The organism is Kitasatospora sp. NPDC004669, assembly GCF_040609455.1.
In the GTDB taxonomy this organism is placed as follows: domain Bacteria; phylum Actinomycetota; class Actinomycetes; order Streptomycetales; family Streptomycetaceae; genus Kitasatospora.
Genome location: NZ_JBEXKB010000080.1, coordinates 12,326 through 34,082 on the forward strand (window position 1 = coordinate 12,326; position 21,757 = coordinate 34,082).

Below are 21,757 nucleotides of genomic sequence, written 5' to 3' on the forward strand. Positions count from 1 at the left end.
CAGGACCGCGCACACCCGCATGCGAGCCGGTTCGGTACTCGCGCCGCCTGTGGTCACCGCCGGGTCCAGGTCGGGCACGCGGGCTCGTGCCAGGTCGTCCGGACAGCCATCCCACCGGGCGTGAAGTGCTCGCTGGACCAGGTCCGGCAGCACCCGCCGCCCGGCTGTTCCGGGGCTGGCGGCCTCGCGGGCACAGACGGGAACAGCGGGCGCGGCGGAGCGGCGGCGCCGTCACCGGCGGCGGCGTTGTGGCCAGGGGGATGGTGGCGCAGGCAAGCTGGTCGGCCAGCAGGTTGCTTCCCCGGAAGAGGAACCCCGTGCGTAGGTGCTGCGGAGCTGCGGCCGGCCGCCGAGGAGAACCCGGTCACCGACGTCGACCTGCGGCTGTTCGTCTTCGACTGCCTGGACGAGGACGGCGTCCGCCATGTCGGGCACATCGCCAACCCGGTCCTGGACCAGCCCGACCCGGCGACCCGCCGCCTGATCGACGACGCCGAGGGCTGCCTCTCGGTGCCCGGCGCCGACATGGTCGTGCCGCGTACCGCCCGCACCACTGCCCGCGGCTTCGACAAGGACGGGAACCCGCTGGTCATCGAGGGCAAGGGCTACTTCGCCCGCTGCCTGCAGCACGAGACCGACCACCTCGAAGGGCAGCTCTACCTGGACCGGCTGTCCAAGCGCGACCGCAAGGACGCGCTCCGCCAGACCGCCGAACGCCGCGAGGCCGTCTTCGCCCGCCGCACCCGCCGCGCCGCCGAGCTCGACAGCTGAGCTGACCCGCTCCGGCGGTTTCACCCGACGCCCTCGCCGGCGACCTTCACCAGTGCCTGCGTGCCGATCACCGCCAGCAGCGCCAGCCGTTCGGCGTCCTCGGTGCCGGGTTCGGCCGTGTAGACCATGATCCGCAGATCGCTGCCCGCGACGCTGAGCACGTCGCAGTCCAGCGTCAGCGATCCCACCTGCGGGTGGTCGATGGTCTTGCGCGAGGCCTCCTGGTGTCCCACCGCGCCGGAGTCCCACAGCTTGGCGAACCGCTCGCTGTTGCCGCGCAGATCAGCGATCAGACGCCGCAGCCGCAGATCCGCCGGGTAGCGGCTCGCCGTCGCCCGCAGGTCGGAGACGACCGCGGTCTCCAACGCCCGCCGGGACTCCGGCGTGTGGCGGACCCGGCTGCCCGAGCCGAGGAAGTTCCGCCACGCCCCGTTGCGCTCCTTGCCGTGCCGTTCACCCATCAGCGCGGTGTAGAGCGGATTGGCCAGCAGCAGCGTCCACGCCGCGTCGGAGACCGCGACGGGTGTGCCGGTCAGCCGGTCCAGCATCCGTTGCACGCTGGCCGTGATGTAGGCGGGCACCGTGCCGCGTCCCGGCGCTACCAGCCCGGCGACCCGGAACAGATGCTCACGCTCCTCCGCGTTCAGTCGCAGCGCCCGCCCCAGCGCCTCGACGACCTGCTCCGACGGGTTGGTCGCCCGGCCCTGTTCGAGGCGGGTGACATAGTCGACCGAGATCCCGGCCAGCAGCGCCAGCTCCTCCCGGCGCAGTCCGGCCGCGCGCCGATGGCCGCCCACCGGCAGGCCGGCCGCCTCCGGCGGGACCCGGTCACGCCAGCGCCGCACCGTCCGCCCGAACTCCGTGGTCGCCATGCCACCACTGTGCACCGCCCCACCCGCGGGTGCCTGGTACTGGCAGTCCCAGGAAGACCGGACGCCTGGCTGACGGCATCGCCGCGCAGCATCGTGGAGGCATGACCACAACACTGATCACCGGAGCGAACAAGGGGCTCGGCTTCGAGACCGCCCGTCAACTCATCGCCGCAGGCCACACCGTGTACATCGGCAGCCGGGACCCCGAGCGCGGGCGTCGTGCCGCCGAGCAGTTGGGCGCGCGGCTGGTCGTCATCGACATCACCGACGACGCCTCGGTCGCCGCAGCGGCAAAGACCGTCGAGGCCGACGGCGGCCTGGACGTGCTGGTCAACAACGCCGGCGTGGAGGAGCGGGCCGAGGACAACGGCATCATCGGTGCCGCGGACGTCACCGCCGACCTGATGCGGAGCACGTTCGAAACCAACGTCTTCGGCACGGTACGCGTCACCCACGCGTTCCTCCCGCTGCTGCAGCGCTCCGCCGCCCCCGTCGTCGTCAACCTCAGCAGCGGCCTGGCCTCGCTCACCCGCGTCACCACCGCCGACACCCCCACCTACGCGTACCCCGGCGTCGCCTACCCGGCCTCCAAGGCCGCCGTCAACATGGTCACCGTGCAGTACGCCAAGGCGTTCCCGAACATGCGCATCAACGCCGTCGAGCCCGGCTTCACCAAGACGGACCTCAACGGCAACACCGGCATCCAGACCGTCGAACAGGGTGCCGAGATCATCGTCCGCATGGCCAGCCTCACCCCGGACGGCCCCACCGGCACCTACACCGACGCCGAGGGCCCGCTGCCCTGGTAACCGACCCGCCCACAACGGCCGCCCCGGCCGACGATCATGTCTTCGCCCTGAAGGAGCATGTGCTCAGCCCATCCTGGTCAAGGCCCTGCGCGACACCATCCGGCTTCCCGCCGAAGGCCCACGCGGCTTGGCTGCAGAGGCAGGCGGCGGATCATGGGTAACACGATCAAGGCCGGGTCAGCCCGCACCTTACCACCAGCAAGATCGCGTGCGGGTGCCTGGAGTCGCGAGCCCGCGCCCGCCATTGCTGGCACTGGCCTTATCGTCGCCATGTGACACCGAGACCACCGCGCAAGATTCGCGTCGACGGGCTTGAGTACCGTTGGGTAATCCAGGTCCTCGATCCCGGCCACGTCGCTGTACGCGTCTGGCGCGACAGGCCGGGCCGGCGGCGCCAACTCGTCGTTTCCGTGGAGTTCGACGATTTCTGGCTGTACTTCCGAGAGATCGCGGCCGCGGGTGAGAGGGCAGATCAGCTGTTCAACCTTGAACCTGTCACGCCCGGCCTGACAGCCGCCCTCGTTCGCGCCGGCATCGCAGTTGGGTGGCAGCCGGAGGCGACGGGGGAGCCTGCGCATTTCACCATGGTTGGCGACAGGACGGCGTTCGCCCTTGTTGCGGAGGCGCGTCGGTGAATGCGGCAGCGCGCATCTGGACGGCCGGTCGTAAAGGATCCGTCGGCGACACCGGACCGCACGTCACGCGACCAGACACCGCCGAAGTCCCTTGACCAGGGCAGTTCCTCACACCATGAGGTCTCCCCGCGGCGTAACGCTGCGCCCCGGCGGGCAGCGGCGGCCTGTCGCAGCAGCACATCACCGGTTGCGCAGCGCTGCGCAACCGTCCTTGCGTATGCGCAGCGGTGCCGTGCGCATGCGCATGCGGCGCTGCAACGGATCGCCCGCGCATGCGCAGCCGACCGGCCCGCTGCTGCGTGGCAAGTTCCGCCGGCGGCGTCGGCAGCGGGGCCGACGTGCCGTGTCCGAGGCCTGCGCGGGGCGGAGTGCGATCCCGTTCGCACCTGCCGTGACCTGCGGTGGGGAGTTTGCGTCGCACCCGGTGTGCGGCGAACTCGCCGGTCCTTGCGCGCCCGGGGCCGGGCGCGCTGCGACGCCGGTCGCACCGTCGCAGTCCGGCCGCTGTTCCAGCTGCCGCTGCCCTCCTCGCCCGACCAGGCCGAGCCCGACGACCAGGCGCTCGATGCCGACCAGCTGGCCGTGCTCCACCGGGCACGCGACACCGGGGAGGCTGCCGCCGTGTGGGTGCGCGCTCTCGCCGGCCGCCAGGCAAACGAGCCCCACGCCCTGGTCCTGGAGCATGCGGCCGAGGCGATCGAGCGGGCCAGCCACCAGGAAGCGGTCCCCGGCGGCGACGGCGAGCTGACCGAGGAGCTGCGCTACTCGCTCGCCGCGGGCGTGCTGCTCGGCGCCACCCGCACCGCCACACTGCCCGGCCTCGCGCCGGGCGAGCGGATCCCGCTGGTCGCCGTGTGCGCGCTCGCGGCCGCCATGCCCGGCTGCGTGCTCGGCGACCTGCCGCGCGAGCTCACCCTGCTCGCCGACGAACTGCACGCCGCCACCACCGCCGGCCGCACCGCCCGGGCGGCCACGAACGAAGCGACGGCCGGGTGAGCACGACCAGGCGGCAGGCTCTCGGGCCCGGCCGACCGGCCGTGGTGATCACCACCGCCTAGGGCCGGGAGAATGGGCCGGGTGACCAGCAGTCAGCCACTCGGACGTGGCATCAGCGCCGTAATTCCCAACGCCCACACCGCCGCGACGCCCGGCGAGCGGGCCGCCTCCCAGCTTCTGCACCTGCGCGAGGCGACCGTCCCCGTCCCTGTGCTCGCCGCGGCCGCCGAACTGATCACCCCGCAACTGGAGGACCCGGACCCAGCCACCCGCGAAGCCGCCGGCACCGTCCACGCCCGCCTGCTCACCGCCATCGAAGAGGCCGCACCCGGCCGGTAGCCGGCAGACTGTCCCAGCCCCTGTCCCAGCACCACCGCGAAACGCTCTCACCAGGCAGAACAGGGTGGGACAGTCCCAGGACGGTCCCAGCCCCGTCCCAGCAAAACGCACGAAACGGACACGCTTGGACAGGCGTCCTCCAACATCGGGCTGAGCGCCACCGTCGCCGTCACGGGCCGTGCCGACAGCCGTTGACGGCGGCCGGATCCGGTGGTCACCTCCGTGAGACCTCGTACGCCTCGCGGATGCCCGAGGGAACCCGCCCGCGGTCGTTCACGACCATGCCGTGGGCGCGCGCCCAGCGTCGTACCGCCTCGTCCTCCGGCCGGGGCCCGTCGAGCGCACGGGGCCGGGCGGGCGCGCCACTCAGCACACGGGAATGGACCAGCTGTTGCAGCGGCTCGGTCCCGCTGCCGGACTGCCGGCACAGGAGCGGAAGCTCCTCGAAGATGAGTAGAGGGCGCCGGGACACCCGGCGCCCTCTCTTCGTCTCCCACCTACCAGATCTGGTAGGTGGTTGTGCCTGGGCCCTCCAGGCCCGGCCTTCCTGGGACCCGGGCGGATGTCCCCTCCCGTCCGCCAGCTGCTCGGTGCCGGCCCGCAGTCCGTCGCCCCGTCAGCTCCACAGCCTCCGGCACGCCGCTCCTGACCGCGGCTGTTCGACGGCACTCCCCCACAGCGCGGACCTGGCTTCACGCGCCCGGCCGGAGGGCCACCAGCGGTGTCGAACTGTTCCGGGATCGCCGACCTCACCTGCCGTTAAGCCGGTGAGGCCGGCTGGCAACTACCTGCTTGGGCGGGTACCGAGGCGGGATCGGAAAGGGAAAAGTACGGATCCCTCGGCACGGCCCGGCGATATCGGCGGATCAGGGTGCCGGCGGTGGCGTGACCTGGCAGACGACGAGCTCCAGGCGCGGGACCACGTAGTAGGCGAGCAGACCGCCAGCGACATCCAGGTAGCGCATCGGCTCCCCGCTGCCCTGGTAGGAGATGCCATCCAGGTAGAGCGCTTCGGCGGCGCGGACGAGCTCGGCGGCCCGCTGTTCGACGGCGGCCAGGAAGTCGGCCGGGGCTCCGGCGGTGACGTGCTGCTCGCTGGGGAGGTACTCCCAGCTCCAGGTCACGCGTTCACCGCCGCGTAGGCGGCGCGGTAGAGCTCGGCGACGGTGGTGGCGTGCTCCCGGCACTCCTGGACGCTGCCGGCGTGGTTGGCGAGGTAGTTCGCCCGGTGGTAGGCCTGGGCGGTGGCCGGGTGCCGCTCGATCTCCACGACGGCGGCCCAGTGCGCGACGAACGAGCGGATCGGCTGGACGCTCCCGGCCTCGATGGCCTCGGCCATGGCCCTCGTCTGGCCGTCGATCATCTCGGGAAGGCGGTCCGCGGCGACCACGGCCAGGGCCGCCTTGAGCGCGGCCGGGTTCTGCTCGGGCCGGGGGATCAGCTCGACTCCGTCGTGCACGGGCTGACTCATGGCGACACTCCATCTCTCGTCTGCTGCGAGGCTACTCGCTTCGGAAAGTACGGTCAGCGGCCTCACGCGGCACCGCGGGTGGGCTCCGGCTGCCGGGCGGTGCGCAGCGGGATCGCCCCGGCCCGCGTGGCGCGGACGACGGCGAGAGCGGCACCCCACCGCCCCGGCCACCACCGCCAGCGAGCGGGCAGCCGACCGGGACCGCAGGGGCAAGGGGGGATGCCTGGGTCCCGGCCGTATGGGAGGCCAGCCGCACCGGGGTCACGGCGCGGCTACTCTGCTCGGCAGCCCCGTCTTGGGGACGGTGAGGTTGCCGAGCCGGGAATGCTAGACCCGTTCGTCGGTGGTGAATAGGCCTGCGACCTGGGATCTTTCGGCCACCGCGGCCCAGTGCGCGACGAACGAGCGGATCGGCTGCACCCTGCCCGTGGCGATGACCCGGCCAGACCACACCCCCGCATCTCGGGATAGAGGTGCCGGGCCGTGTGTCATGTGGCGCCACAACTGAGCGTCGGCGACCGGCGAGGCCCACATGGGATCGTGTCGACGCGTCGGGGGCAGGGCGGCGATTTGAAAGTGCTGGTCACAGCCACTCATTGATGACCGCGACTGCGCGCGCCTGACGCTGTGACCCGGCGCACCTTGACGCGGCGAGCCCGCACGCGGTGCGATGCCACGAACACCCCTAGGAGGAGGTTCGCATGACCAGTGCCGGCCGTGAATCCGTCTCCGTCAGGACGGAGATCGCCGCCACGCCGGACGCCGTCTGGGCCGCAGTCTCCGATGTGACGCGAATGGGCGAGTGGAGCCCCGAGTGCACCGGCGCCGCCTGGCGCGGCAGCCCGGCCGCTCCCGTGCTGGGCGCGCGGTTCCAGGGACGCAACCGCAAGGGCGGCATCCGCTGGAGCACCGTCTGCCGAGTCGTCGAGGCCGAACCAGGGCGCGCCTTCGCCTGGGACGTCAGCTTCGGGCTGATCCCGGTCGCCCGCTGGGGATTCCGCCTCACATGGAGCGACACGGACGGCGGCATGACGATCGTGGAGCAGTTCTGGCAGGACCGCCGCGACCGGGTCAGCACCTGGACGACGGAGACCCTGCTGCGCACCGGTGGCCGCGCGGAATGGAACCGCAGGAACATGACGGTGACGCTCGCCGCGCTGAAGCGCTCGCTGGAGGCCAACTCAACGGCAGGCGAACAAGATCGCTGAGGTCACCGTGAATCAGTCGTGAGGGCCTGGACACGGTGGCGACCGTGGTGCTCGTCGGCCCGTACGGCGAGAACCCGGACCTCGATGTCCACACCAGACTGTGGGAGCTGTGCGGACTCGACGGCCCTCCCCTGGGCCAGCGTACAAAGCCCAGCTGCTGCGGGGACGACGGCCTTCCCCCGGAAGATCTGACACTCGTACAGGGCCTGGTGGAGCGCTGCGAGCGGGCAGCTCGTCGATCCCGGCGCTGAACCGCTCCGTCCACTCGGGCCCGAGGCTGTCCAACGGCACTAGCGTCCCCGCCGCGCCACCGCGCGTGGCGGCGGCCCGAAGACCAGGCGCAGCGGCAAGAAGCGGCGTGGCATCGACCTGAGCGAGGTCGTCCCCAAGGACGCCCACGCCGCCCAGGGGCGCTGGTCGGCGGCTGAGGTGCTGCGGCCTGCTGTCAGCTACGGACTGTGGGGCGACGGCGGGTCAGGCTCCGTCGAAGCCGCGGAACGTGCCGGACGCGTCTGCTGCGTCGGCGAACTCGGCGAAGTCCATGTTGGCGATCGTCAGGTTGGCGGAGACGTCGCTATACCAGCGTGGCGGTACCCGAAACGTCCGGCCGGGTTCGTCACAGAGGTCGACGGCCAGGAGGGGATGCTCGTCGTCCGTCATGGTGGTCGTGTCCGCGATGAACAGGTAGCAGAGTTTGTCGTCATCATCGGCGGCTGCATCTGCGTCGACCAGCGCTTGAGCGTTCACGCCGTCGAACGAGCGGTCGCTGACGTATGTCGCATGACGGTTCTCGTCGGAGCCGTCGATCGCGGCCAGCACGGCCTCCCACGCCGCGGCGCTACCGAAGTCGGTACGCAGGACAAGCGAGGTCAGATCCTCGGGTTCGGGCAGGCGCATGCAGGCGATATTCCCATGGGACCGGCCCTGCCTGACAGGTCGAGGTCCGGCCCCCGACGCCCTGCCGGTGTTCCAGTACGGTTCGGCGGGCTGGTAGGTCATCGGTCACCGCCGGCGGAACGGAGCCGGGCGAAGGCCTCGCCGGCCGGGTTCCAGTGCTGGCCGGCGATCGGGGGCAGCGAGAGAGGCCACCGCCTGTTCGCTGGTGCGTAGGACCAGGCTGTGGCGGTAGGTCGCGATCACCTCGGCGACGGCGGCAAGATCGCCGATCGGGGAGGCGTCGAAGGCGGCGGCCAGGGCCTGCTCGAAGGCCTCGCGGTCGCCAGGCAGGCCGTATCGGGACAGCGCGGTGCGCAGCTCGTACAGGGTGGCCGGCCGGAACGCGGAGGACGGGTCGGGTCGGGCGTGGGAGCGGCGCCGGCGCTCCTTCCCCCGGCTGCTGGCGGTCCCGGTCGGCGCAGCGGCCGCCGGGGTGCGCTCGGCGGTGGCGGACCTGCGCCTGGCTGCAAGCGGCATACCCCTGCGGTCTGGCTCGTACTCCATCCCGCGCACGCCATGCCCCTGTCCGAGTGGTTGGTGCCTCTTTCGTCAGGTGATTGCGGCGTAGTGCGGATAGGGATGGTTCGCCGCTGCTCGTCGCGCCGCAGACCAGTGCTCCGCACTGAGCCCGGTCCGGATCGAGGCGCGGCACGAGCGCGGCTGTCGACTGCGAGACAGGCACCAACCCGAGGCTCGCTCAGAGCCTGTCGGCGACGAGGAGACGACGATGAGTGAGCAGCATGTGGCGCTGGTGGGAAGCCTCCGTCCGGCCAAGGCCGACGCGACCCGGGTGCGGGACGCGGACCCGCAGGCGCCGGTGAAAGTGACCGTCACCCTACGCGGGAAGGTGGCCACCGACGGGATTCCGGACCAGCGGCGCCAGGACGCCGACAAGACGAAGGCCGTGCTCGAACGGTACGGCCTCGCCGTCGACGACGTCAGGCTCCAGCCGGGCAGCATCGAGGCGAGCGGTCCGGTGTCCGCCATGAACGCCGCCTTCCACGCGGGCCTCGGCGTCTACCGCAGCGCCGAGCAGGGCGAGTTCCGCGGCCGTGAGGGCGAGCTGAAGATCCCGGCCGAGCTCGACGGCATCGTGACCGGCGTCTTTGGGCTGGACGAGCGACGGGTTGCCCGGCGCGCCTCTGCCAAGGGCTCGGGCTTCAACGGGTCGTTCACGCCGGACGACATCGAGAACCAGTACAACTTCCCGGCTGGCCAGGGGGAGGGGCAGAAGATCAGCATCGGCGAGTTCCCCGGCGGCTACTTTCAGGATGATCTGGAGGCCTTCTGCACCGCGCACAACCGGCCGACGCCCCAGGTCACCGTGGTGCCCCTGGGCTACAATCCGCCGCGGACCTTCCAGGCCCTCAAACAGCTGCCGCCCCAGCAGATGAAGGACGCGTCAGACGGTCTGCCCGAAGTGATGATGGACGTGCAGATCGTCGCCGGTCTCTGCCCGGCGGCCGACATCTCGGTCTACTTCGCCCCGTTCACTCAGAAGGGGTGGCTCGACCTCTTCGACCGGGTCATCGCGGACCGGCCGGTGTGCCTTTCGCTCAGCTGGGGCGTCCCGGAGGACGAACTCGACCTGGCGCAGCTCGCCTTCGCCGAGATCGACAAGCGCCTTGAGGGTGCGGCGGATCTCGGCATCACGATCTGCATTGCCTCCGGCGACGACGGATGCGGGGACGGGGTGGCGGACGGGGCGGCGCATGCCGACTTCCCGAGCGTCAGCGCGTTCGTCCTGAGCGTCGGCGGCACGATGATCGACACCTCCGGACACGAGGTGTCCTGGTGGCAGGCGCCCGGTCACCGGACCAACGCCCCTAACGGTACCGGCTCGAGTGGGGGAGGCGTCAGCACCATCGTTCCGCGCCCGCAGTGGCAGCAACAGGTCCAGGTGGACCCTCTGAACCCGGGCAGCATCAAGGGGCGGGTCGTTCCGGACGTGGCCGCCCTGGCCGGGCCACCCGGGTACGACCTGACGCTCCTGGGCGGGCCCTCGCCCAACGGCGGCACCAGCGCCGCCGCTCCCGTGGTTGCGTCCCTGATCGCCCGCGTCAACGCCTTGCTGCCGAAGGACAAGCAGCAGCGCTTCCTGACACCGATGCTGTACCAGAGCGGCACCAACGGCCATCCGCTCGCCCAGACCGTCTGTCGCGACATCGCGACCGGCCATGACAACGCCTCCCACCCGCCGGCAGTGGGCTACCCGGTGCAGCCCGGGTACGACGCCGTCACCGGCTGGGGCGTATTCGACGGCGTCGCCCTACTGAAGGCACTGCAGAACTCATGAAGAAGTCATCTCTTATTTGAAACGTCAGCGGTAGCGGATGACGGCTGCGGCAATGCTGTCAAATACCGCGAAGTGATCGGCCTTGCGCTCGTAGCGGCGGTGGAGTCGGCGGAAGCCGTTCAGCAAACAGCCGAGTTCACCGAGGGCCAGCGAGCCGAGCTGATCGACCACGTCGCCGACGCGGCAGCCGCACCGGATGAGCCTCGCAGGCTCACTCGCGCCAAAGCCGCCATCGCCGTGATCACCACCGCAGCCTGGGGCGTCATCACAACTCGCCCAGGCCGTCAACGCAAGATGCTCGGTTGGGAGACCCCAGCCGAGCATCTCGCTGAGCTTCTGGCCGAAGCCAGTTGATCACTGTGTTGCAACGACCCCTGGAATTCGCCCTCACCCAGTTCCACCCCTCCCTCGAACGCGTCCTCGGCCCGCGCCTGGACCACCCCGCCGTCACACACCTGCTCGAACAGCACGGCTCCCCGGCCGCCCTGCGCAAAGCCGGCCGACGAAGACTCGTGACCCTGATACGTCCCAAGGCCCCGCGCATGGCCGAACGCCTGGTGGACGAGATCTTCGACGCACTCGACGAACAGACCGTCGTCGTCCCCGGCACCACCACCCTGGAGATGGTGGTGCCCTCCCTGGCCCGCTCGCTCGCCGCCGTCCACGAACAGCGACGCGCCGTCGAAGCCCAGATCGGCGAACTGCTGGAGGCCCACCCTCTTTCCACGGTCCTGACCTCGATGCCCGGAGTCGGGGTCAGGACCGCCGCCACCCTTCTGGTCACCGTCGGCGACGGCACCAGCTTCCCCACGGCCGCCCACCTGGCCTCCTACGCCGGCCTCGCCCCGGCGACCAAGTCCTCCGGGTCCTCCATCCACGGCGAACACGCCCCGAGAACCGGCAACCGGCTCCTCAAACGAGCCATGTTCCTCTCCGCGTTCGCGGCCCTGCACGACCCCGACTCCCGGGCCTACGACGACCGGCAGCGAGACCGCGGCAAGACCCACGCCCAAGCCCTCCTCCGCCTCGCCCGCCAACGCATCAGCGTCCTGTTCGCCATGCTCCGAGACGGCACCCCCTACGAGACCCGAACCCCCGAATCCGCGCCAGCATGACCCGCGCAGCCTTGACGAAGGACATAGAGACACCCCCCGGAACCGCCACGGCCTACGCCGCACCGCTCCGGAGCGCTGCCGGCTGGGCATGACGCAGCGGGATCGCCCCGGCCCGGGTGGCGCGGGCGACGGCGAGCGCTGCGCGGTGGCTGTCGCGCAGCCGACGGGCGCGGGCGGCGTCGGCCAGGACCTGCTCGTCCTCGGCTGGCGGGCGGTGGTCTCGCTCGGGCTCGCGGAGTTTGTTGTAGTGCTGGCACAGGATGGCCTCCCGCTCGGCGGCGGCCTCGTCGAGCGCGGCCTGGCGGGCGGCGGCGGCCTCGCGCATCTGGCGGCGCAGTTCCTGGTAGGCGGTGTGGTCGGCGAGCGGGGACCGAGCCCGGCTGCGCGGTAGGTCCGTCCTCGCGGCGTGCGGGTTGGTCGTTCTGGTCGTCGTCGTGCTGCACCGCAGGGGCGGGGCCGACGCGGAAGTCGATGGCCGTCACGGTTCCAGGCCGCAACTGCTCGAGGGCGAGGATGCGGCGCACGTGCAGGCGCAGCTGGGCGGCCCAGGCCGGGGAGTCGGCGAGCACGCGCAGGCGGCGGGTGGTCGGGTCGTAGCCGGCGAGGCGCCAGTGGGCGGCGGCGTCAGGGTGATGAGGACGGTCGAAAATGGCCAGGGCTGCTGGTCGCTCCAGTTCATTCGATGCTCAACGAAGTGGGGATGGTGGGGAGCGATCAGCGGCATGCTGAGTGCTCATGGGTGTCTGGGCGACTGGACCGGCGACGGTTGGTTCTTGGGTTCAGCCTCGCCGCCCCGGGCATAGAAGGACTCGACGCCGCGCCACGGCGACGGACCACCAAGAGCCCGTGCGAGACGTTCCTGGGAACCATCGAGTGAGCGTCGGGCCGCGTTGACGAATCTCAAGTGCCCCTCGTGCAAGGCGGTATGGAACGGTCGAAGCTCCTCGAGATCAGTCGGTTGGCGACCGTGGAAGAGGATGGTGAAGTCCTCGATGACCTCGCAGAGCCGCTCAGCCTCGTCAGCGGCCTCGCGACTGGCCACCAGACTCAGGGACTGGATTGCTGAATTGAACGGTCCCCACTCGGCCGCAGGTCGGCGCTGTTCGAGGAACGCCTCACGATGCTCCATCTCTATGGCGCCGAACGCTTGCAGAAATCGCTCGTAGGCGGCGGTCCGACTCTCCTGGAGCCACTTCCGGTTCTGGCTGTGCCTTCCGACGACACCGCCCGCGACGACGCCCACGATGGTGGCGGTGACGCCGCCCGCGGTGGATATCAAGAGGTCCCATGGGACAGGCAAGTCACGTCTCCTTCACGGTGGGCTGCTTGGTCGAGCGTCGCTTGTGTGTTCAGACCTGGACGGCCACGTCTGAGCTCACGCCGCTCCTCCGGGCTGGGCGGTTCGAACGGATGTCAGAGATTCTCCACCGATCCTGGTCCGATCGGGCAAGACTTCGTGATGGAGTGTCAGTCCGAGGGTTACTCGATCACCGCCCGGAGCTGGACCCGGCCGACCGCCTTCCCTCCTGCCCGATGCGTGACAGGAGTTCACGCAAGCACGATTAGAGCCATGCTGAGGGCCCCGGCGACCGTCAGATCGCCGGGGCCTGGTGACCGGTGAGGGTCAGCTGAAGTCGGCCGCGGGGCCGACCCAATCCCCCGCGCCGCCCCGCTCCCTCGGGACGAGCAACCCCCGCGTGTGCGGGGGTTGCTCCGTCGCGTCGCGCGTCGAGACCTGGGCGAACACGTCGGCCCCGAGCTCGCGGGGGTCGCTCCTCAGCGCGATCGCCCGCGCGATCGGCGTACCCCCGTTGCGCCTCCTCCGCGACGAGTAGGCCCCGGCCGGCCGTACCGCTGTACGGCCGGCGCTGCTACTCGGTCAGCGGTGGGTTCGGCGGCAGGGCCCCGCTTCGAGGCCCAGCAGCAGGGTCCACTTCACGGACCAAAGTGGGCCTCCTTGGTCGGTTACTTACGGTGGCGTCCGGTTCCCCTTCTCAGAAGGGGAACCGGCGTGTCGGCCTGGGGGAAACCGGGCGCGTCGGCATTGATGATCAGCTCATACGCGTCGGCGTAATTCTCCGTCACGGCGATGGGTTGCCAGTTGGCGCCATCCCACTCGACGACCAGGCGGCCGGAGTCCGTGAAGAGGCTGGCGAGTCTGGCGTCGGGGTCGAGCGAGATGGCGTCCCGCGTACCAGGCGGCTGGTCCAGCCCGGCACGGTCGGTGTACCACTCAGCCACGGATTCATCGTCAGGTCCGAACACCCGGTGTGCCCTCTCGCGAGACGAAAGTCTGGTGCGAGATTAGGCGATTCCGAGCACAGCGCACTGCTGTTTGCCCTGGACCAGCTCACCTGAAGTGGTGAGGTCGAGAGCATCGAGGCTGCCGAACAGGGCGGCCCGGGTGTCGGCGACGACATCGTCGGCGGGGTGGGAGCTGAGTCCAGGCGGGAGGGCAGCCCGAAGCGCGGGGGTCTCGGCGGCCTGGTCCAGGAGCTGCTGGAGGACCCAGTGCCGAGTCAGCAGCTGGACGCCGAAGGTGATGTGCAGAGAGTGCAAGCTGGTCGTGTGGCCGTAATGCACCCAGCCGCGGGGGATGAAGAGGACGTGGCCGGCCTTGAGGTTGACCGTGCGGGCGTCCTTGTCGATCTGATCGCGCTGTTCGGGCGTGATGCCGATAGCTGTCCAGCGGTGGCGGTCCAGCGGGTCTTCGAAGAGGGGTGGGTGGAGCCGCCAGGTCTTTGCGCCCTCGGACTGGGCCAGGAAGACGTGGTGGGTGTCCCAGTGGGGCCCGTACCCGGCGGAGTTAGGCGGGGTGAGGTAGACGTTCGCGGTGACGGGGTGGCCGAGCTCGGCCGCGAGAACCTTGGAGGCGTCCCGGAGAGGCGGCCAGGTGAGGTGGAGTCCGTTGAGGACGAGGGTTGCGGTCGGGTGGTCGGCGTCCGGGGGGTCGGCGATGGGGGCGCCTTGGCGGACGTGGCCGAGTTCGATGGATCGGAGGGTGGGGTCGGCGACGATGCGGCGGGCGTCGTCGCGGTCGAACAGCCCCGCAAGCTGCTGGGCGTCGCGCTGGTAGACAGTGGGTTCGGTGGGCTCGTCCTGGCCCTGTGGGCCGTCCAGCTGACCGTGCTGGCCCTCCACGTCCGCTACACCATCCGCTACGGCGTCAACGACCCCGCCACCGAAAACTCCGAACTGGCTTTGCTGTTCGCCTGCGGCATCGCCACGTTGATCAGCGCCATCGGCGGGGGAAGCGCCATCGGCGCCGCCCTCAAGGCCACCGAATGGGGATGGGCCCACGCGATCGTGGCCTCGGCACCACGGCCTCCTACATGCTCCTGGCCTACGCCACCGACTGGGACGCGAAGACCTGGTGGCACAAGCGGAAGACACGCAACGCCGATCGCGCCGACGAAGTCGTCGAAACGGCCTGACGGCCCTCACCCGGGCCCCCGGGCTCCACCCGGAGCAGGGGGCCTTTCCCCTGCCCGCACCGACCGGAGACCGAGCCCATGCGGCCCGGAACGCGAGCAGCTGCCCTGCCTCACCACCACGGCCTGGCCAAAGCGCACCGAGCGGACCGCCGCCGCCGGCCCCGGAACCCGACCGCACCCAGCGGCCCACGCCGCCGGGACCGGCGCGGCTGCCCGGTCACCCCGACCCCGCAGACCCAACCAGCAAGGAGAGAGCGCCGGTATGACCGACAACCTGCCCCGCCTCACCGCCGCACCCGACCTCGCCCTGGTCACCGTGGACGGCGTCATCACCGAGATGACCGGCCGCTACCCCCGCCAGCTCGTCCTCACCGACGACACCGGCAGCATCGACACCACCGTCCCCGACAGCTGCCTCGGCGGACCCGACGTCAACGACGCCCACCGGCTGGTCGGCACCTACGCCGTCGTGGCCGGCCGCCGAGAGGACACCGGCCACGTCCTGGCCGCCGTCGTCAAGCTCGCCGACCGGGCCACCGCCGCGGACCTGCTCATCCCGGCCACCCTCTCCCATCTCGCCGAGAACGTCGTCCAGCTCCTCGGCACCACCACCAGCACCACGCCCCGGGCCCTGCCACCCGGTCCCCGCACCGGCAACTGACCGAACCAGCCGAGCCCTGCGGTACCCCAGCCGCACGACCAGCCTCGCCCTCGGCCTGCACCGCCCGCCCGGCACCCAGCCCGGCGGGCGGCGCGCATCCAGGCTGCTGCCTGGTCTGCGCAGACGGCCTCGCCCTGGCCGAACTCGAACAGCTCGCCCGCGCCGTCCCGGCCTGACCGCCGCCGCTTCCGCCCGACCCGGCCACCGCGGTGCGCACCGCCCCGCTCCCGGCCAGAACCGCCGCCAACGGGGCGGTCCGGTGCGCGCCGCGGCCGCCCGGCCGACACCACTCGACCCCGGAAGGACAACACCGTGAACCTCTTCCGTCGCTCCCCCGCCGTCCCGCCCGCGCCCCCGCAGCCGCCCGGACCGGACGAATGGACCCCCGAGGGGCTGCTCGTCCGCGTCCGCTTCGCCAACCTGGCCGGCGCCCGCGTGCTGCTCTACGCCCGCTCCCTGAACGACGGACCGGCGTCCTCCGAACACGGCATCCACTGCCTTGGCTGCACCGGCACCTGGACCATGACGACCGGCCCGTCCTCGTACCCCTTGGACTTCTTCGACGGGCGGGAGAAGGCCAACGAGCATGCCGGCCAGTGCCGCGCACTGCCCGGTCCGCTCCCCGGCCGCCCCGACGACGAGACCGCCATCGGCATCCTCACCACCCGTATCGCGGGTGCCCAACGCGACCACGAATTCAGCCTGTACGTCAGCGACTTCACCGGGGACCGCGTGCGCCTCCAGCGCACCGACATCTGGATCCACGAGCAGCTCGCCGCCATTGCGGACCGCCGCCCCGACCTGCTGGCCGTCACCACCGACACCACGTCCAGCGGCACCACCCACGTCTATCACCAGGTCCAGCCGCGCCCGAGCACCCGCACCCGGGCCACCGCAGCCCGCTGAACAGAAGAAGAGGACACCATGCAGATCACCGACACCCAGATCCTGGACGCCGCCGACGCCGTGACGAAGATGATCACCGACCTCGGCCTCACCCCCGACCCCTTCGACAACGTGCTGCGCCGCGACGACGCCTACACCGTCGTCCTGGCCGTGCTGGGCCGCCTGGAGGCGTCCGGCCGCCGCCGTACGAGCGTCGGCGAGCTGTACGCGATGACGCGCCTGGTCCCCAACGGCCAGGTCCTCGGCAGCCACGACCGCCTGATGGTCCTTCTGGAGCAGGCCGCCGACCACGGACGCATCCGCCTCGACCACGGCCAGGTCCACATCGGCGACGTGCCGACCGGCGGCGGCCCCGGCCACGTCTGGATGCGCCAGCTCACCCACGGCGGCGCCCACGTCGAGCTGATCGGCGCCGAACCCTGGCCCACCGGCACCCACTGCCACGACGAGACCAAGGCCTGGTGGTACTGCACCGGCTGCCGCCACGGCCTCGGACAGGCCGGCGCGATGTACGTCTACGCGGTCCGCCAGCAGGTCAGCGACCACGCCGCCGACTGCCCGTTCCTGCCCCCGCTGCCCGAACAGTTCCCGCCGGCGCTGCGCGCCGTGAACTGAGCCCGGCGGAACCCCGGGCCCCGAGCAGCATCCGGGCCCAGGGATTCCGCCCGCCCGGCCTCGTCCCCGGCCCGCCCCGCCCGCCCGGCACCCAGCCCGGCGGGCGGGGCGCATCCGGGGCCGGGACCGGCCGCCCCGGCCCACACCACCCAGCTTCGGAAGGACACCACCATGCGCACCACCACGAAGACCGTCACCTACTACCTGGCCACCGACGCGGACGGGATCATCCCCGACAGCCACAAGGCCTGCGCCCCGCTCGGCTTGGCCGACAAGGTCGGCGCCACGATCGACCACCCCACCCCCTGCCAGCGGCTCTGGTACGACGAGGGCCCTTTCAGCTACTTCCGCACCGTGACCGCGGCGGGCGAGGTCCTGGCCGACGTGCCCAACCTCCAGACCTGGCGGCTGTGGGCCGTCGAGCCACTCGGCACCACCGGCAACTGGGGCGAGCGCCACTACCCGTACCGGCGGCTCGCCCACCGCATCCGAGTTATCCAGGAGGTCGAGTCCTGGCAGGCCCTCGGCCCGCGCGGCCGCGAGGTCCTCGACCTGATCGACCGCCAGCTCCCCAGCCTCGTCCGCACCTGGGCCGTCGCCTTCGCCACCGACCCCGACGGCGTCCACCAGGCATACGAGACCTGGCGGCTGTGCACCCACCACCAGCACACCAGCGGAACGAACGCCCTGACCTGGGCCACCGACACCGCCCGCCGCACCAGCCGCCAGGCCGCCGCCCAGACCGCCGACCGCCTCGCGCGCACCGTCGCCCTCGCCGCCGCCGACCCGTTCGGCCCGGGCGCGGCCCACTACGCCGCGCGGCGCGCCGAGGCCCTCGCCGCCGCCGTGCTGCTGGAGGACCGGCTCACCGACTACGTGCTGACCGCCCTTCGCGGCGGCGCCCTCGACCAGACCCCGACCGCCGCGGCCTGACCGGTTCTCCCCGCCACCGCCTGACCACCCACCATCCCGCACCCGGAAGGAACTCTCGGCATGGCCGACTGGCGAGACCGCATGACCCCCGAAGACCATGCGACGATCGCGGCCCGCGCACCGATCACACCGGGCACACTCGTGGTCCTGATCGGCCCGGCCGGGGCGGGCAAGACCCAGTTCACCCACGGCGTGCCCTCCCGCGAGGTCATCTCCCTCGACGAACTGCGCGCCCTGGTGAACGGGGGCGATGCCGGAGATCAGGCAACAACCGCCGAGGCCGTCCAGCTCCAGGACCTCCTGCTCGACGCCAGGCTGCGCCGGAACCGAACCGTCTATTGCGACTCGACTTCCCTGATGATTGCGTGAGTTCACGCAACAGCGGAGGCATCAGTTGACCGAGTGGCACGTGGTGTGGGTACCCGATCCGGGCCGCTGGGGCGCCCTCCCTGCGGAGGGCGTCCTCGGGGTCCAGGAGCTGCCGGCGGCGGTGGCCCGGATCGGACTGCGGCCCGGTGATCCGGTGTTCGTGGCACCGGACGGAACGGTGGACCCCGACCTCCTGGAGTTCGTCCTGTCCAGCGACTTCCGGCGGCTGGAACGGGAGACGAAGCGGAACTACGCGATGGACATCCGGCCGCTGCTGACGTTCCTGACCTCCCGGGGCGTGCCGTGGCGGAGTGCGAGCCGAAGCGATCTGGCGGACTACCGGGACTGGCGGTGCCGGGCGGTGGAGAACCCGCAGCGCGTCGGCGGGACAAAGTGGAACCGCGAGGCGGCCGCGTTCACCAAGCTGTTCCGGTGGGCGAAGGTCAAGCCGCTGCCGGTGGACGCTGGGCGGCGTGAGGACCGGGCAGCGGACTCGGTCAGCTCGAACGTGCTGTGGCTGACCCCGCGCACTTGGGGGGTGTGGTTGGACATCGGGCTGCGTGGCTTCACCGCCACCGGCGCGCCGACGCCTGCTTGGGAGTCGCGGACCGAGCTGCGCAACACCAGCTTCGTCCAGCTGTTGCTTGGCTCCGGCCTGCGCCGCCAGGAAGGCGGATCGCTGCTCACCTTCGAACTCCCCACCCAGCGGCTGAGGCACGGCCGCTACTGCCACGGGCAGATCGCCGCGGCGGTGACGCGGGCGAAGGTCGGCCGGGTCTTCTACGCGCCGGTGGATGCCGTTGGGCAGGTCGAGGCGTATGTCGCCTCGGAGCGGGCCTGGGCCGTCCAGCGGGCCCAGCAGCAGGGCCGGTACGAGCGGCTGCCGGTGTTGAGACTGATCACCAGGGTGACGCAGGGCCGCAGGCCGGTGGTGGAGTGGGTCGACCGGCGCGGGGCCGCAGGCCGGCAGGAGCTGGGACGACTGGGCTGGCGCGAGCGGCAGTGGCTGTTCGTCGACGGGCCCGAGGGGCCGGAGCCGGCGTGGCTGTGGCTCACCGAGCAGGGTCTGCCGATGGCACCGGATCGGTGGAACGGGGTCTTCACGGAGGCGAACCGGCGCTGTGAGCGGGTCCTGCTCACAGCGCAGGAGCGGACGGTTGGGCGGCAGCTACGTCTCGCGGAGGTGCGGGGCAGGAGTCCGTACGCGTCGCCGCTTGCCGCGCGGCACTCGTTCGCGCTCTACATGCTGGTGCTGCTGAACGCGCTGCTGGAGGCCCGGTTCGGGCTCACGAAGACCGACCGGCGGGACTTCGCAATGCTGTTCGGCGACCCGTGGTGGCTGGTGAAGACCCTGCTGGGGCACGCCGACGTCGAGACGACGAAGCGCCACTACCTCGCCCCGGTCGCGCACCTGGAGCTGGAGTCGGTCCTGGCGGCCGCCCGCACGGACACCGGAGACGACCCGGCGGAGGACCTGGACTCGGTGTTCGCCCGGCTCGCTCGGGAGACCCAGGGAATCCAGGACATCGATGTCCTGCTGGCTGGGCGGGTGGGCCGGTGAGCGGGCGCGGTCGGCGGGCCGTGCCGCCTCCTGCTGGACATCGCGCCGACGTGCCGCTGGGCGCGGAGGGCCTGGTGGTGACGCTCGGTTTCGGCGAGGGCCTCCGGGGCCGGTTCAACTTCGCCGACCTGCCGGTCGCCGAGCCGATGCAGCGGTCCCTGGCCCGGCTGTTCGCCGCCCGCTCGGCCCACTGGAACAGCCACGACACCGCGCGGGCCTACTGGACGGCGCTGTCGACCTTCGCCCGTTTCCTCGCCGACCAGCCGGAACCCGTCGAGGACCTGGACTGCCTGAGCGCCGCGACGCTCAAGCGGTGGCGGGCGCGCAACGTCGCCACCGGCGGCGGCATCACCCTGATGCGCCATATCCGCCCGCTGCTGAAGCTGGACGAGCGCCTGGCCTCCGGGCCCGTCGCCGAGGAACTGCTGCGGCGCCTGCCCACCGCCCGCCCCACCCGCCGCTCCTACAGCGAACAGGAGCACCAGCAGGTGGTCCTGGCCGCGCAGCGCCAGTTCCGCGCCGCGCTGCTGCGCGTGCGGGACAACGCCCGCCTGCTGGAAGCCTGGCAGGGCGACGCGCTGCCGGACGGCAGCCCGCAGTGGCAGATCGGAATGGTCCTCGACGAGCTGGCCCGCACCGGCCACGTCCCGATGACCAGCGGCAGGGTGGTGCGCCACCGCAGGCTGCTGGGCGCCACGTGGGAGAACAGTTGGGGCCGGCTGTACCTGGACCGCTCCGAGCTGACCGCCCTCGCGGTCCTGCTGACCCACCGGTTCGGCTGGAACCTGGCCGTCTACGATCGTCTGCCTGTTCCAGTCACGGCCCCGTCGGCCGGCACGGACACGAAGCCGACCTACCGGATCCAGGTGGAGAAGCGGCGCAAGGGCGGCGGCCGGTGGTTTTCGACGGAGAACGTCACCGACACCGGACCGGGCTCTCCCGGGCGCCTGATCGCCCAGGCATTGGAGGCCACGGCCTTCGCCCGCCGCCTCGCCTCCGAGCTCGCACCGGGAATGGATCGGCTGATGGTGGCGCGCCGGCACTTCCCCAGCCAGGGGCACCACGACCCGGGGCGGCCCGCCCACGTCGGCCCGCTGGCCATCGGGGTCACCGACGGCGACGCACAGAATTGGGCGAAGGCCCACGGCCTGGCGGGGTCGCCGTTCCGGGTCGGCCGCCGCACGGCGGTGATCCGCGAGGGCCGCCCGCTCCAGCACACGCAGGGCACCCACGAGAGCGTGTACGTGCTGCCCGACGAGCAGGTCCGCCACGCCTCCCGGGACGTCTTTGCCGCCGGTGCCCAGGAAGCACTGGCCCAGGCCCGGCAGGCGGTGTTCGGCGGGCACCTCGCCGACGGGCCCGACCCCGGGCACACCGGGACCGCCACGGCGGACTGCGCCGACGAGACCTCCAGCCCCTGGCCGGACCGGACGGGCGGATGCGCGGCCGACTTCCTGCTCTGCCTCGGCTGCCCCAACGCCCACGTCCATCCCGGCCACCACCCGCGCCTGGCCCACCTGCACCAGGAAGTGCGCAGCCTGCGCTCCGTCCTGCCCGAGCAGTCCTGGCGGGCTCACTGGGGCGAGCACGCCAGCCGCCTGGACGACCTGCGCGAGCGGATCGGCCCCGCCGCGTGGCAGACCGCGCGCGCCCGGGTCGACGCCGACGACCGCACCCTGGTCCGCCTGCTACTGAAAGGAACCCTCCAACCGTGACCGCCGCCCGGGACGCCGAGTGAGCTGCTCCGGCTTTCATGGAGTCCCTGATGTCTGGGTTTGTTACGATCCCAGGCGTAAGGAGAACCACGAGCAGTGCCAGCACCACGCAAGT

25 protein-coding genes and 2 pseudogenes are annotated in these 21,757 nt (G+C 71.6%); 16 read left to right on the top strand and 11 right to left on the bottom strand.

Features of this window, described 5'->3' with window-relative positions; translation table 11 throughout:
- Positions 1-120 precede the first annotated feature (120 nt).
- Complete coding sequence (locus tag ABZW30_RS39630; protein ID WP_355676153.1) at positions 121-771, top strand: peptide deformylase; 651 nt, start codon at positions 121-123, stop codon at positions 769-771.
- Positions 772-791: 20 nt separating this feature from the next.
- Here the strand turns inward: ABZW30_RS39630 and ABZW30_RS39635 are convergent, their stop codons facing one another.
- Positions 792-1,643, bottom strand: coding sequence for a helix-turn-helix transcriptional regulator (locus ABZW30_RS39635; protein ID WP_355676154.1), 852 nt, complete (start codon positions 1,641-1,643; stop codon positions 792-794).
- A gap of 101 nt (positions 1,644-1,744) precedes the next feature.
- On the opposite strand from ABZW30_RS39635, the gene ABZW30_RS39640 reads away from it, so the two are divergent.
- The 4 genes from ABZW30_RS39640 to ABZW30_RS39655 all read left to right on the top strand — a co-directional run bounded on the left by ABZW30_RS39640 (position 1,745) and on the right by ABZW30_RS39655 (position 4,422).
- Positions 1,745-2,452 (top strand): SDR family NAD(P)-dependent oxidoreductase, encoded by a 708-nt coding sequence (locus ABZW30_RS39640; protein WP_355676155.1) that lies wholly within the window; start codon positions 1,745-1,747, stop codon positions 2,450-2,452.
- Positions 2,453-2,724: 272 nt separating this feature from the next.
- The gene (locus ABZW30_RS39645) at positions 2,725-3,087 is read left to right on the top strand and encodes a hypothetical protein (RefSeq protein ID WP_355676156.1); all 363 of its coding nucleotides are present in this window, start codon (positions 2,725-2,727) and stop codon (positions 3,085-3,087) included.
- Positions 3,088-3,534: 447 nt separating this feature from the next.
- The gene (locus ABZW30_RS39650; protein WP_355676157.1) at positions 3,535-4,083 is read left to right on the top strand and encodes a hypothetical protein; all 549 of its coding nucleotides are present in this window, start codon (positions 3,535-3,537) and stop codon (positions 4,081-4,083) included.
- A gap of 81 nt (positions 4,084-4,164) precedes the next feature.
- A complete protein-coding gene (locus ABZW30_RS39655; RefSeq protein WP_355676158.1) occupies positions 4,165-4,422 on the top strand; it encodes a hypothetical protein in 258 nt (85 codons plus the stop codon).
- A 214-nt stretch (positions 4,423-4,636) separates the two neighbouring features.
- Here the strand turns inward: ABZW30_RS39655 and ABZW30_RS39660 are convergent, their stop codons facing one another.
- The 3 genes from ABZW30_RS39660 to ABZW30_RS39670 form a co-directional block, all read right to left on the bottom strand.
- Positions 4,637-4,894, bottom strand: coding sequence for a histone-like nucleoid-structuring protein Lsr2 (locus ABZW30_RS39660; protein ID WP_355676159.1), 258 nt, complete (start codon positions 4,892-4,894; stop codon positions 4,637-4,639).
- A 394-nt stretch (positions 4,895-5,288) separates the two neighbouring features.
- Positions 5,289-5,546: a hypothetical protein gene (locus ABZW30_RS39665; protein WP_355676160.1), complete on the bottom strand. Its 258-nt coding sequence runs from the start codon at positions 5,544-5,546 to the stop codon at positions 5,289-5,291.
- Complete coding sequence (locus tag ABZW30_RS39670; protein ID WP_355676161.1) at positions 5,543-5,893, bottom strand: hypothetical protein; 351 nt, start codon at positions 5,891-5,893, stop codon at positions 5,543-5,545. The genes ABZW30_RS39665 and ABZW30_RS39670 overlap by 4 nt, the downstream gene beginning before the upstream one ends.
- 701 nt (positions 5,894-6,594) lie before the next feature.
- On the opposite strand from ABZW30_RS39670, the gene ABZW30_RS39675 reads away from it, so the two are divergent.
- Complete coding sequence (locus ABZW30_RS39675) at positions 6,595-7,101, top strand: SRPBCC family protein (protein ID WP_355676162.1); 507 nt, start codon at positions 6,595-6,597, stop codon at positions 7,099-7,101.
- Between the two features lie 474 nt (positions 7,102-7,575).
- Here ABZW30_RS39675 and ABZW30_RS39680 read toward each other — a convergent pair whose 3' ends face one another.
- Positions 7,576-7,998: a hypothetical protein gene (locus ABZW30_RS39680; RefSeq protein ID WP_355676163.1), complete on the bottom strand. Its 423-nt coding sequence runs from the start codon at positions 7,996-7,998 to the stop codon at positions 7,576-7,578.
- Between the two features lie 105 nt (positions 7,999-8,103).
- Positions 8,104-8,514: a hypothetical protein gene (locus ABZW30_RS39685; protein ID WP_355676164.1), complete on the bottom strand. Its 411-nt coding sequence runs from the start codon at positions 8,512-8,514 to the stop codon at positions 8,104-8,106.
- A 250-nt stretch (positions 8,515-8,764) separates the two neighbouring features.
- On the opposite strand from ABZW30_RS39685, the gene ABZW30_RS39690 reads away from it, so the two are divergent.
- On the top strand, positions 8,765-10,333 hold the full coding sequence (locus tag ABZW30_RS39690; protein ID WP_355676165.1) for a S53 family peptidase: 1,569 nt from the start codon (positions 8,765-8,767) through the stop codon (positions 10,331-10,333).
- Between the two features lie 24 nt (positions 10,334-10,357).
- Here the strand turns inward: ABZW30_RS39690 and ABZW30_RS39695 are convergent.
- Positions 10,358-10,456, bottom strand: a pseudogene (locus ABZW30_RS39695) (IS5/IS1182 family transposase); the annotation flags it as partial.
- A 263-nt stretch (positions 10,457-10,719) separates the two neighbouring features.
- Between ABZW30_RS39695 and ABZW30_RS39700 the strand changes: the two are divergent.
- Positions 10,720-11,448: pseudogene (locus ABZW30_RS39700) on the top strand (transposase); the annotation flags it as partial.
- A 52-nt stretch (positions 11,449-11,500) separates the two neighbouring features.
- Here the strand turns inward: ABZW30_RS39700 and ABZW30_RS39705 are convergent.
- The 4 genes from ABZW30_RS39705 to ABZW30_RS39720 form a co-directional block, all read right to left on the bottom strand.
- Positions 11,501-11,773: a hypothetical protein gene (locus tag ABZW30_RS39705; protein ID WP_355676166.1), complete on the bottom strand. Its 273-nt coding sequence runs from the start codon at positions 11,771-11,773 to the stop codon at positions 11,501-11,503.
- 408 nt (positions 11,774-12,181) lie between these two features.
- Positions 12,182-12,748, bottom strand: coding sequence for a hypothetical protein (locus tag ABZW30_RS39710; protein ID WP_355676167.1), 567 nt, complete (start codon positions 12,746-12,748; stop codon positions 12,182-12,184).
- A gap of 665 nt (positions 12,749-13,413) precedes the next feature.
- Complete coding sequence (locus tag ABZW30_RS39715; RefSeq protein ID WP_355676168.1) at positions 13,414-13,689, bottom strand: DUF6087 family protein; 276 nt, start codon at positions 13,687-13,689, stop codon at positions 13,414-13,416.
- A 63-nt stretch (positions 13,690-13,752) separates the two neighbouring features.
- Positions 13,753-14,589 (bottom strand): cupin domain-containing protein, encoded by an 837-nt coding sequence (locus ABZW30_RS39720; RefSeq protein WP_355676169.1) that lies wholly within the window; start codon positions 14,587-14,589, stop codon positions 13,753-13,755.
- A gap of 149 nt (positions 14,590-14,738) precedes the next feature.
- Here ABZW30_RS39720 and ABZW30_RS39725 point away from each other — a divergent pair, with 149 nt between their 5' ends.
- From ABZW30_RS39725 to ABZW30_RS39760, 8 genes are all read left to right on the top strand, one after another.
- Positions 14,739-14,882, top strand: a complete 144-nt coding sequence (locus ABZW30_RS39725) for a hypothetical protein (RefSeq protein WP_355676170.1) — start codon at positions 14,739-14,741, stop codon at positions 14,880-14,882.
- 262 nt (positions 14,883-15,144) lie between these two features.
- Entirely contained in the window at positions 15,145-15,543 is a 399-nt protein-coding gene (locus tag ABZW30_RS39730) for a hypothetical protein (RefSeq protein ID WP_355676171.1), read from the top strand.
- A 312-nt stretch (positions 15,544-15,855) separates the two neighbouring features.
- Positions 15,856-16,449, top strand: coding sequence for a hypothetical protein (locus ABZW30_RS39735; RefSeq protein WP_355676172.1), 594 nt, complete (start codon positions 15,856-15,858; stop codon positions 16,447-16,449).
- A gap of 18 nt (positions 16,450-16,467) precedes the next feature.
- Complete coding sequence (locus ABZW30_RS39740) at positions 16,468-17,064, top strand: hypothetical protein (protein WP_355676173.1); 597 nt, start codon at positions 16,468-16,470, stop codon at positions 17,062-17,064.
- A gap of 171 nt (positions 17,065-17,235) precedes the next feature.
- A complete protein-coding gene (locus ABZW30_RS39745; protein ID WP_355676174.1) occupies positions 17,236-17,997 on the top strand; it encodes a hypothetical protein in 762 nt (253 codons plus the stop codon).
- A 60-nt stretch (positions 17,998-18,057) separates the two neighbouring features.
- The gene (locus ABZW30_RS39750; protein ID WP_355676175.1) at positions 18,058-18,366 is read left to right on the top strand and encodes an AAA family ATPase; all 309 of its coding nucleotides are present in this window, start codon (positions 18,058-18,060) and stop codon (positions 18,364-18,366) included.
- Positions 18,367-18,391: 25 nt separating this feature from the next.
- A complete protein-coding gene (locus ABZW30_RS39755) occupies positions 18,392-19,927 on the top strand; it encodes a site-specific integrase (protein ID WP_355676176.1) in 1,536 nt (511 codons plus the stop codon).
- Between the two features lie 50 nt (positions 19,928-19,977).
- Positions 19,978-21,642, top strand: a complete 1,665-nt coding sequence (locus tag ABZW30_RS39760) for a hypothetical protein (RefSeq protein WP_355676177.1) — start codon at positions 19,978-19,980, stop codon at positions 21,640-21,642.
- Positions 21,643-21,757 lie beyond the last annotated feature (115 nt).